This is a genomic window from Paenibacillus sp. 2TAB26 (genome assembly GCF_052115145.1).
Classification (GTDB): Bacteria; Bacillota; Bacilli; order Paenibacillales; family Paenibacillaceae; genus Pristimantibacillus.
In genome coordinates this window covers 242,980-255,294 of sequence record NZ_JBFRGC010000005.1, presented here as the reverse complement: position 1 = coordinate 255,294, position 12,315 = coordinate 242,980, and the positions used below count along the sequence as shown (strand labels likewise).

Annotated in this window: 7 protein-coding genes; all 7 read left to right on the top strand. The window is 45.4% G+C overall.

Features of this window, described 5'->3' with window-relative positions; all coding sequences use genetic code 11:
- Window positions 1–61 precede the first annotated feature (61 nt).
- Window positions 62–655 (top strand): TetR/AcrR family transcriptional regulator, encoded by a 594-nt coding sequence (locus AB4Z50_RS07025; protein WP_441877343.1) that lies wholly within the window; start codon window positions 62–64, stop codon window positions 653–655.
- A 186-nt stretch (window positions 656–841) separates the two neighbouring features.
- Window positions 842–2,677 (top strand): hypothetical protein, encoded by a 1,836-nt coding sequence (locus AB4Z50_RS07020; protein WP_441877340.1) that lies wholly within the window; start codon window positions 842–844, stop codon window positions 2,675–2,677.
- A gap of 33 nt (window positions 2,678–2,710) precedes the next feature.
- Window positions 2,711–3,841 carry a glycoside hydrolase family 88 protein gene (locus tag AB4Z50_RS07015; RefSeq protein WP_441877337.1) on the top strand — a complete coding sequence of 377 codons (1,131 nt, stop codon included), beginning with the start codon at window positions 2,711–2,713 and terminating at the stop codon, window positions 3,839–3,841.
- Window positions 3,842–3,857: 16 nt separating this feature from the next.
- Window positions 3,858–5,075, top strand: coding sequence for a DUF2264 domain-containing protein (locus AB4Z50_RS07010; protein ID WP_441877334.1), 1,218 nt, complete (start codon window positions 3,858–3,860; stop codon window positions 5,073–5,075).
- Window positions 5,076–5,386: 311 nt separating this feature from the next.
- Window positions 5,387–5,668 (top strand): co-chaperone GroES, encoded by a 282-nt coding sequence (gene groES / locus AB4Z50_RS07005; protein ID WP_054026679.1) that lies wholly within the window; start codon window positions 5,387–5,389, stop codon window positions 5,666–5,668.
- A 78-nt stretch (window positions 5,669–5,746) separates the two neighbouring features.
- Window positions 5,747–7,381, top strand: a complete 1,635-nt coding sequence (gene groL, locus AB4Z50_RS07000) for a chaperonin GroEL (RefSeq protein ID WP_076269676.1) — start codon at window positions 5,747–5,749, stop codon at window positions 7,379–7,381.
- Window positions 7,382–7,818: 437 nt separating this feature from the next.
- Window positions 7,819–11,847, top strand: coding sequence for an S-layer homology domain-containing protein (locus AB4Z50_RS06995; RefSeq protein WP_441877330.1), 4,029 nt, complete (start codon window positions 7,819–7,821; stop codon window positions 11,845–11,847).
- Window positions 11,848–12,315 lie beyond the last annotated feature (468 nt).

Genomic DNA, 12,315 nt, shown 5'->3' with positions numbered 1-12,315 from the left:
AGTTTGCTGTTGGTTTAGAAGTGGTTCAAAATAAAAGATATTGTTTTTATGGGGGCCCGTCATGACAACAGGAGATGCGGATATTAAAATTAGAATATTGTCAGCTGCCAAAAAGCTGTTTGCGGAAAACGGCTTCGATAAAACGACCGTTAGGCAAATATGCGAAGAGGCTGGAGCTAATGTTGCGCTCGTCTCGTATCATTTTGGCGGGAAAGAAAATATGTTCTATGCTTTATTTGATTATTATTTTCCAAACAATCAAATTGCCGAGCTAGACCCAATGCAGATAGATCCGGTAGAGGGTGTTAGACTTATTGTTCGTGAGGTAACTAATTTCCGCTACAGCGACTATCAATTAATTAACATTATTCAGCAAGAAGTTATCATGAACACGGATCGAATTGAGAAGATACGCAAGCATGTGATGCCGATGTGGGGGAAGCTCCGCTACTGGCTCAAAGAGGGTCAGGAGCAAGGTTTATTTCAATTCAACTCCTTAGATAACACCTTGTTTTCCATTATCGGTACGTTGCTCTTTCATCGGAATAGCCAATACTGGGCTATCTTGCATGAAGAAGAACGTTCATCACAGGAAGCGATCGTCGAGGATTTAACCCTATTTATTTTGGGTGGATTGTACTATAGAGGCGAATAGCTGAAAACCATGAAATACCGTGCGCGAGAAATCGCCGTACGGTATTTTTTTGTTACAGCCTTCTGCTATTCATAAACTACTGGTACAATTTAGGTGCAATGATTATGAAAGTATGGAGTTTCGCATAATGCCCGTTTAGTATAAAGCCAGCAGCTGCGCAGGCAGAATAGGAGCGAGATTATACAAATGAAACGTGACCGGATACAGGAGATTTTGGAGCAGCATAGGAAAAAAGGGCTGACGCTTCTAGCCTCAGGCGGTGAAATCCAGAAGCCCAGTTCGCAACTGTGGAATCAGTCCATTAATGAACAGCTCCTTGAAGAGATTAAAAGGGATGCCGATCGCTTCATGCTTACCCCTGATCCCGAGCTCACTTACTCTCTATTTCGTGTTTATGGAGATACGGGAGAGCGCTTAGCTTATGAAAGAGTATATTTTGAGAGGCGAAAAAGATTGAATTCGTATGTCATTATGGCGCTGCAGGAGCCGGAAAATGTAGATTACGAAGTTGCCGCTCTTAATATGATCTGGTCGGTTTGCAATGAGTTTACATGGTGTTTGCCTGCTCATTTTAATGAAGGATCAGACAGGCTGGACATCGATTTATTTTCGGCGGAGACGGGGTTTGCACTGAGTGAGGTAAAGTTGTTATTAGGTGACCGCTTGCCGGACTTGCTGCGAAGGCGTATAGAGGCTGAGGTAGAGAATCGCCTATTCCGTCCTTTTTTGGAGCAAGGCCCATATGGGTGGGAGACAGCGGATCACAATTGGGCGGCTGTATGCGCGGGTTCGGTTGGGGCAGCAGCGTTGTATCTTATTGAGGATTCGCATAGGCTGTCGCAAGTGCTGGAACGTGTGCTTCATTCGCTTGATTGTTATTTGAGTGGATTTGGCGATGACGGTGCGTGTGCGGAAGGTTATTTATATTGGCAGTATGGTTTCGGATATTATGTATATTTTGCTCAGATGTTAAAAGCGGCAACAGATGGGGAAATCAACTTATTTGCATCGAATAAGGTGAAGGAGATTGCACTTTTTCAGCAGAAATGTTTTACAGGAAGCAGCACGGTCGTTAACTTTAGTGATTCGCGTCCTGAAAGCGGTATATTTATGGGGCTCAGCTGCTGTCTGCATCAGGAGTTTGCAGAGGTCATTGTACCGGATGCGAGCCTTAGAGCGGAGTATTCTGCTGATCATTGCGGACGCTGGGCGCCGGCGATTCGTAATTTGCTGTGGGTGAAAGAAGAATGGATGGTGGCGACTGAAAGTAAAACGATCTGGCCTGCCGAGTCCTATTATTTATCTGATGTGCAGTGGCTTCTGTCTAGACATGCAAGTGAGAACGGTGGCAACTACAGCTTTGCGGCAAAAGGGGGCCATAATGAGGAGCCTCATAACCACAATGATGTGGGCCATTTCATCATACATGCGGATGGACAAGCTTATTTAGCGGATTTGGGCAGCGGAAAATATACGGCGAAATATTTTGGCCCGGAACGGTATTCAATTTGGTGCAATGGCTCTAAGGGTCATTCGGTTCCTATAATAGATGGCTCTCATCAGCAAAATGGGGCTACGTTTAGAGCAGCAGTTATGGAAGCGTCAACAAATGCGAAGATGGATAAGTTTGCGCTGGAAATCAGCTCGACGTATGGCCATTCCAAGCTGGAGCGATTGGAGCGCCGATTTCTTTGGGAAAAGGGAAAGCTGCCGCGCCTGACGCTGACGGATACGATTTGGATGATGCCAAATGGAGATGAATCGGATGCTGAGCGGCAAGTTACAGAGCGGTTCATTACGTTTCTAGTTCCCGAGCTGGTCGAGGAAGGTCGAGTGATTTTAACAGGACAACGCCAATTGTTTATTAATTATGATCATCAGGTTTGGAAGCCGGTCGTTACCGCAAGGAGCGATATCGATCATTATGGCGTTGAGCGATTCTGGTATACGCTTGATTTTGAATGGAAAGCAGCAGTTGAAGTGCCGTTAATTGCAAATTTTATTTTTCAATTTGAATCATAACTACAATATTCGATGCGAGGAGCGAGTAAGGATATGGAGCAGATCAATTGGGCAAATGAAGCTTGGGCAAATGTACATGAGAAGGTTACGAGAACAAGTAATCGGATTGGTGCAAGATTTCCGCATGCGAGCGTCGATGGAACGTATGTGCTGGAGGCGCCTCAGTGGTGGACAGCCGGTTTCTGGCCGGGCTTGTTATGGCTGTTGTACCGTGATTCAGAGTCGAAGGATGATCGATATAAAGATATTGCCGAAGCATGCGAGCAGCAATTGGATGAAGTATTGTTCGGATATGATCGCTTGGATCACGACATCGGCTTCATGTGGTCGCTAACGAGTGTAGCCCGCTATAAGCTGCTTGGTGAAGAGCAATCCCGCAGACGAGCGTTGTTAGCGGCTAGTGTACTTAGCGGAAGATTTAATGTAAAAGGAAACTATATTAGAGCTTGGAACCCATGGGGTGAGGGGGATCGCAATGAGGGCTGGGCAATTATTGACTGCATGATGAACCTGCCTTTGCTCTACTGGGCGAGCGAGACAACGGGCGACCCAAGATTTAAGCATTTGGCGATGGAGCATGCGGATACGGTGCTGGAGCATTTTATACGGACGGACGGTTCGGTTAATCATATTGTAGTCTTTGACCCGCATACGGGTGAATTTGTAAGTGTGAACGGCGGACAAGGCTTTGCGCCAAACTCAGCGTGGTCGCGCGGAGCATCGTGGGCGATTTACGGGATGGCGCTCAGCTATCGTTATACGGGCGAGGCTCGGTACTTGGAGGCGGCGAAGCGGGTTGCCCATTTCTTCCTTGCGAACTTGCCTGAGGATTCGGTGCCGCATTGGGATTTCCGTCTGCCTTCAGGTGTAGAACGTTATCGCGACACGTCAGCTGGTGCTTGTGCTGCCTGCGGTCTGCTCGAAATCGCAAAATCAGTTCCTGCAGAAGAATCGGAGCTATATCAAGCGTCAGGCGAGCGAATAATGCGTTCACTGTACGAGAATTACGGTGCTTGGGATGATGAAGCGGAGGAAGGCTTGATTTTGCATGGGACAAGCCATTACCCAGAGCGGAGAAACATTGATGTGCCGCTTATTTATGGTGACTATTTCTTCGTAGAAGGTTTAGCGCGATTAAGAGGGGATTCCTCGACATTCTGGTAGAGGAGAGGTAACGAACATGCAAATCGAAAGTGGATCACAGATAAACGAAACGCTTCCTATGCGCAAATACTGGCTGGAGCAGATGCTCACTATTGGCGAACCTGTGCTTAGCGCCCTTGCGGAGCGCCGTCTTAAAGAGAAGATGCCTATAGAAATCGCAATAACTGCTGGAGAGACTGATGATGAGAAAGCTGCCGCTGAACTTAAAGCTGACCGAGCGAAATTCACGCATTTGGAAGCGTTAGGACGCCTTTTATCCGGCATGGCTCCATGGCTTGAGAATCAGCACATTAATGGACACGAAGAGGAGCTGCGAATTCGTTATGCCGCGCTTGCTCGTGAAGCAGTGGATGCGGGCACTGATCCAGCTTCGCCAGACTATATGAACTTTAGCGATGGTTACCAGCCGATTGTCGACGCTGCTTTTTTGGCGCTTGCGATATTGCGTGCTCCGATAGAGCTTGGTGAAAAGCTGGAGCAGCGTGTGAAGGCAAATGTAATTACGGCGCTGAAGCAAACGAGATCGAGAAAGCCAGTCTTCTCGAATTGGCTGCTGTTTGCAGCAACGATTGAAGCGGCGCTGCTTAAGCTTGGCGAGCTTGACTGGGACCCGATGCGGATCGATTACGCGTTGAAGCAGCATGAACAGTGGTATTTGGGTGACGGCGCATATAGTGATGGTCCGGATTTCCACTGGGATTACTATAACAGCTTCGTTATTCAGCCGATGCTGGTCGATGTACTTGCCGCAGCAGGTGATGAGCACGAGGAATGGCGAGCCATGCAGGGTGCTGTTGCGAGCCGTTCACGGCGTTATGCAGAAGTGCTTGAGCGGCTAATTGGAACGGATGGAACATACCCGCCAATTGGACGCTCGCTTGCCTATCGTTTCGGAGCCTTTCAAAGCCTAGCTCAGCATGCTCTAAATGATGATTTGCCGGCGTCCGTCACAGCACCTCAGGTACGCTGTGCGCTTACCGCAGCGATTCATAGAACGCTTGAAGTGCCAGGCAATTTTACAGCGGATGGATGGCTTACAATCGGCTTCTGCGGACATCAGCGAGATGTTGGCGAGCGGTACATTTCTACGGGAAGCCTCTATTTATGCGCTGCGGTGTTCTTGCCGCTTGGCCTAGCAAGCGAGCATCCATTTTGGAGTGGAGCAGACGAGGCTTGGACTTCTAAAAAGGCGTGGTCAGGACAGACTTTTGGAATCGATGCGGCTTTGAAGTAAATCTCTACTGATCCTGAGGTCGTTTTAAAAAGAGCAAACGGTCGTATTTCTGTGGAAGCGATTTGAGCATTATCGTATTCTCAAGATATAGTTGGCGCATAATAATAGCTTGAGCGAATGACAATGGACGGGCCAATCCGCGTAAAAAAGATTTAGTTCCTTCTGCCTAGTGTAAATAAACGGAAAAATGAAACCAAGCACTTGAAATTAATAACGAAAATGAGTATGATAAAAATAGTTGTTAGCACTTGAAGGTTTCGAGTGCTAACGAGAATATAAGCAGCGACAAATTTTGAAGGAGGCTATTTTCAATGATCAGACCTTTGGGTGAACGCGTATTGATCGAAGCAATCGCGAAAGAAGAAACAACCGCTAGCGGTATCGTATTGCCGGATTCGGCGAAAGAAAAGCCGCAAGAAGGCAAAGTGATTGCAGTTGGAAGCGGCACGCTGAAAGATGGTGTTCGTATTGCTCTTGAAGTTAAAGAAGGCGACCGCGTTCTTTTCTCCAAATATGCAGGCACTGAAATCAAATACGAAGGCAAAGAGTATTTGATTATGAAAGAAAGCGAAATTCACGCGATTTTTGAATAACAACCCGCTTAGGGTCACATAGAAGGCAACACATAAACTAAGCAGTTCTACTTAAACTATTTTGGGAGGTTTCTGTTAATGGCTAAGGAAATTAAATTTAGCGAAGACGCTCGTCGCGCAATGCTGCGCGGTGTTGATGCACTTGCAAATGCAGTTAAAGTAACACTAGGTCCAAAAGGCCGCAACGTGGTACTTGAGAAAAAATTCGGAAGCCCGCTTATCACAAATGATGGTGTTTCCATTGCAAAAGAAATCGAGCTTGAAGATGCTTTTGAAAACATGGGCGCTCAACTTGTTAAAGAAGTAGCTACAAAAACAAATGACGTTGCTGGTGACGGTACAACTACGGCTACTGTTCTTGCACAAGCGATGATTCGCGAAGGCTTGAAAAACGTTACAGCTGGCGCTAACCCTATGGTTATCCGCAAAGGTATCGAGAAAGCTGTTAAAGCTGCTGTTGAAGAGCTTAAAGCAATCTCGAAACCAATCGAAGGCAAACAATCGATCGCACAAGTTGCTTCGATCTCATCTGCTGACGATGAAGTAGGCCAACTTATTGCTGAAGCTATGGAAAAAGTCGGCAACGACGGCGTTATCACTGTAGAAGAGTCGAAAGGCTTTGTTACAGAGCTAGAAGTTGTTGAAGGTATGCAATTTGACCGTGGTTATGTATCTCCATACATGATTACTGACACTGATAAAATGGAAGCTGTCCTAGACAACCCTTACATTCTTATCACTGACAAAAAAATTACGAGCATTCAAGAGATCCTTCCGGTTCTTGAGAAAGTCGTACAATCCGGCAAGCAATTGCTAATCATCGCTGAAGACGTAGAAGGCGAAGCTCAAGCTACTCTAGTAGTGAACAAACTTCGTGGAACATTCACTTGCGTAGCTGTTAAAGCTCCAGGCTTCGGTGACCGTCGTAAAGCTATGCTTCAAGATATCGCTGCTCTTACAGGCGGCCAAGTGATTACAGAAGAGCTAGGCCTTGAGCTTAAATCGACTGGCGTTGAATCACTAGGTTCTGCTCGTCAGATCCGCATTACTAAAGAAACTACAATCATCGTTGACGGCAGCGGCAACTCCGCTGACATCGTTGCTCGTGTGAATCAAATCCGCGCTCAACTGGAAGAAACAACTTCCGACTTTGACCGTGAGAAGCTTCAAGAGCGTCTTGCAAAATTGTCAGGCGGCGTTGCAGTTATCAAAGTTGGCGCAGCTACAGAAACAGAATTGAAAGAGCGCAAACTACGCATCGAAGATGCCCTCAACTCCACTCGTGCAGCGGTTGAAGAAGGTATCGTATCGGGCGGCGGTACTGCCCTCATTAACGTATACAACGCTGTTGCTGCTGTTAAAGCAGAAGGCGATGAGCAAACAGGCGTTAACATCGTTCTTCGTTCCCTTGAAGAGCCGCTTCGCACAATCGCTGCGAACGCTGGTCAAGAAGGTTCGGTTATCGTTGAGCGTCTGAAAAACGAAAAAATCGGCGTAGGCTACAACGCAGCTACTGGAACATGGGTTAACATGTTCGAAGCGGGTATCGTTGACCCTGCTAAAGTAACTCGTTCAGCTCTACAAAACGCAGCTTCCGTTGCAGCTATGTTCTTGACAACTGAAGCGGTTGTTGCTGACAAACCAGAACCTAAGGGTGCTGGCGCTGGCATGCCAGATATGGGCGGCATGGGCGGAATGGGCGGCATGATGTAGTCAAGCCATTATCGAAGCAATTCGATGATGAGCGACCGCGATTTAGCGGTAGACTCGATTGCCGATGGAACTAAAGCTCCATGCGGAAAACTGACCTAAAATCCCTGCCCAGCAAGGAATCTTAAGTTAGAAAGCGTCATTTGACCACATCTAGACCATATTGAATAATAAAAATGCTTCTTGCGAGTTCAAATCGAACTTGCTGAGAAGCATTTTTATTATGCAAACAAACTGATTCATCACATTAGTTTGTTTGTACGGGTGCCTTAGAATTCTAGCAGAACCTGTGCATTTTATATATGAATCAAAGGAGCGAAAATGTAAGCTTGAGAATATAGTAAATAGTAGCAAAAAATGTCGAATTATTGATATAATTTAACTTAGGTCTATAGGAGTCTAGTAGACCTAAACTTTATCAACGTCGAGGAGAGGTACTTATGAGAAAACGTAGATTGTTTAGTTCTTTTCTTGCGGCAGTTCTGGTCATTTCGATGCTTCCTTTTACATCACTGTCTGTGAGCGCTGCCCCGTCTTCATCCAGCATTGAGGTTACTCATCCAAATTTCCCCTTTGATAACGCAACAGAGGGATATGGCACACAAGCTCCACTTTCCGTAACCGTGAACAGCACAGGGACAGAATCGGCAGACGAGCTGACTATTGGACTTAGCGGCAGTAGTCCGTTGGCCTTCACTCTTTCTACAAACGCCATTTCAAGTATTGCGGCGGGCACTAGCTCTCAGTTTTCTGTAGCTCCTGTAACAGGGCTCTCAGTAGGTACATATGCAGCTACGGTAACGGTTTCGGGCAATAATGTGCTAGCCCAAAGCTTTCCTGTAAGTTTTACAGTGAACGCAGCAGTAACAACAGGCAGCGGGTCACGGCTAATAGAACCTCAATATTCAATTAACAACGAGGGTTATCGGTGGGCTGGTAGTAATGAAACGATTGAGTTATCTGGCGATGATAGTTTAGAGATTCTGTCTGCCCCGTCACATGAGGTTCAAATCGCGATTCTCTCACCAGACAACTCTACGGTCACGGTTAAAGGTAATTCCAGCATAAGTAGCAACAATACCTATGTGGTTGCGCACAACGATATCACGTTGAACTTAGATAATCTGAACATCGAAGCTCCGAACGGTCAGCCCGCAATTAAACTTCTTAAAATGGATACGGATACTAATAAAGCTATAATTAATATTAATGGTGCAGTTTCACTAAAGGGAGGTCCGAGTCAACACGGCATTCTTTCTGAGTACAATCAGGATGTTACGATTCAAGGTAATGGGGTATTAACCACGATGGGTGGAGATTCCACGGACAATATTTCAGTTGCAGGCAAAGGAATCCGATTAATTGCTCGGACTACGCTTGAGAGTCAGGATGACAGTGCGACCTTGACAATTAAAGGCGGAGTAAACGTCATTGCAATTGGTGGCAAAGCATTAAGTCAATCTGGTGGCGATGCTATTTCTGTAGAGTACGGTAATATCTATATTGATGATGCAACGGTAACAGCAACGAGCGGATTTAGTAATGGTACGAATTATAATGCTGGTGAAGGAATAGTGGCTTCCTTCATGGGTAGTGACCACAGCAAGGGCGGAAATATTCATATTAATAAGGGTGTAGTTACGGCAAACGGAGGAGATGCGGAGCATTTAATGGGCGGAAATGCCATTTATGCATTTTCAAGTTTGACGATTAAAGATTCGACGATTATTGCTAAAGGAGGAGACAGTAACAAACAGAACGGCGGAGTCGGTATCTTTACTTTAGAAGGTGATACAGCAATAACGAATTCAACCATCAATGCTAATGGTGGTAACAGTGTTGAAGCAATCGGTGGAGCAGCGATCTTTAACTATTATAAAGACACAGCAATAACGGATTCAAAAGTCGTGGTTAAAGGCGGTGACAGTACTAAGGTGAATGGCGGCTTGGGAATTCACATTAGTACGAAGGATCTTGTAGTATCCGGCGGTACCATGTCCGTACAAGGCGGACACGGCAAAGGAAACGGAGCTCATGCGGTTTACGCCGGCTCGGGGACTATAAAGGTTCAGAACGGCGCCAACTTGACTGTTAAGGGCGGTAATGGAGAAACAAATCTCGGTGGTGTTGGGGTGCGCGCAGCTGGCAATACCGTCACGATTGCAAAAACTGCCGGAGATGTATATATCCGAGGAGGGCAGGGAGTCTCAGCGCAAAGAGCTTCTATCATGGGCAAGGATGTCTATATTGCAGTCGGCAATATTAGCTCGGTAGTCATGGAAGGCACGAATCCGAGATCAATTAAGAATATTCCCGGCGGGGATGATCTATTCATGCTTAATGTATCTGTTACACCTGCCGCAGCTGTAACCATTCAGTCTGCTGTGGTTGGAACTCTTGGTGGAAACTACACCTACCATGCAGCTACCCAATCGGATGGAACAGCTGTCATGTGGCTGCCTGCAGGTTCATCTACTCTAACGGCTGCGGGGCATCTCGATGAAGCAGTGACGATAAGCTCAAATATATCACAGACCAATGATGCTGTATTAAGAAAACAATTGCCGAAGGCGGGTAATGTTACAGCAAACCCTTCAGGTAAATCAGTCGCATCTGGAACAACCGTAACCTTAAGCAGCGAAACGACCGGAGCCGACATCTATTATACGACGGACGGAAGTACACCGACATCAGCGAGCACTCATTATGTCGGGCCCATCACTGTGAACGAAGCTGTAACAATCAAAGCAATTGCGGTGAGAGCAGGATTCGATAGCAGTGATGTGATGAGTGAGAGATATACGATTTTATCTAATGTTGCTAATTTGTCAGAACTCTCGGTAAGCAATGGCATTCTCAATCCTGCCTTTAATTCAGGTACAATCTCTTATACGGTAAACGTAGAAAACCAAGTAAGCAGCATTACCGTAAGTCCTACTGCTGCTGACGAGAATGCGACCATCACTGTAAACGGAAACTCTGTAACAAGCGGACAGCAATTGGGGTCCATCGGATTGAGCGTGGGAAGTAACACGATTAAAGTTGTGGTAACCGCAGAAGACAACACGATCAAGACGTATACGATCACGGTAACCAGGGATGCTGCGAGTAATGATGGAGGCGGTACACATACACCTTCCCAACCAAGTCAAGATGCTGTTATCGTCATGGTCAACGGTAAAGCACAGAATGCAGGCAAGCTAACCAATACGACAGAAGACGGTAAATCAACCGTAATCGTAGAGGTGGATAACAAAGTCATTGGAAGCAAGATTGATGAAATATTAAATAACAATGCAAATACTGTAGGCAATGTCATCCAAGTGCTCATTTCGAATACCAAGTCCGAGGTGGCTAAGGTTGTACTGACCGGTGATATCATCAGGAAATTGGAAACGAACAATTTCAATATTTCTGTTAAGCATGACAATGTAGAGTATGTGATTCCGGCTGAAGAACTTACAATAAGCAAGGTTGCAGAAAGCTTGGGTGTCTCAGAAAACAATCTTGTAAATATCAGAATTGAAGTGAAGATCGCCCAGGTAGATGAATCTATGGCTGCCAAATATTCTGAGTTTGTTCAGTCCAATCGTGCAGAGCTCATATTACTGCCAGTTGAATTCGAGATTGTAGCCAAGGTTACAAAAAAAGATGGCATAACAGAAGCGGTAATAATCAATAGATTCAGCAATTACGTAGAAAGGATATTGGAGATTCCGGCAGGTGTTGACCCCAAAAAGATTACAACAGGTATTGTATTCAACTCAGATGGAACATACAGCCATGTGCCTACAGAGCTATTGCACAATGATAATAAGTGGCAAGCTAAGCTGAACTCCATGACCAACTCTAGCTACTCTGTCATATGGAATCCAATTATTGTGAAATCCGTAGAAAACCACTGGGCCAAAGACGCGGTTAATGATCTGGCCTCGAGACTCGTTATCTTTAATCATGAGAAGTTTGAGCCCAACAAAGCCATTACCAGAGCGGATTTTGCAGAATATATTGTCAGAGCCTTGGGCTTGTACAGAAAAGGTTCAACTCATCAAAATAAATTCAAGGATGTCAGCGTAACAGGGGACAGAGCGTTGGCCATCCTTATAGCCAACGAGTATGGTATTGTAACGGGTTATCCGGATGGAACCTTCAGGCTCGACCAGCAGATTACAAGAGAAGAAGCTATGGTTATGTACTCAAGAGCGATGAAGATTACAAAATTAATCGGGACAGACCTAGCCATATACCAAACATACACCGATTATGGTAAGGTGAGCAGTTGGGCAGAGCCATCAGTGAAAGAGGTTCTTGCTGCACATGTATTTAATGGGACAAACGTAATGACAATCTCACCTAAGTCGAATCTAACTTATGCAGAAGCGGCAGTGGCGATTCAAAATTTACTGATTCAGTCAAACTTAATTAATCATTTCGACTTTGATTTGCGAAGTAGTCACAGTTATTCATAATAAGTAAGGCAATGACCACTTCCTAAGGAACGATTAGGAAGTGGTTTTTTTTGTGTTTACGTGCCAGCAAAGCACGCATCATCTAGCCGGTGAAAGATTTCATAAGTGTTTGCAAGTGTTATCCCAAGAATATTTATGTGTTTGTAATGAGGTGAAAAAAATCACATACATTCTGACACTGCTCTATTGATAAATATCGTGTGATTTTAAAAGGTCCATAATAAAATTGGTTTGAATCCCCGATTGAGTGAGGAGCCAGCTGCTTCTTAAGAGCCAATCAGGGGTTCTTTTTCTTTCTAAGCTGTTTTCTGACAGTATACGGCACTCTATTAGACCGGATTCAGTTAGAAGATTAAGTCAAGAATTGATGAAAGATAGCCTGAGGTAACAAAACTGCCGAAAGATTCTTAACAAGACACGATAAACCAAGTGAATTGAAGTAAAGGGTTTTGCGAAAAACCTTGATTC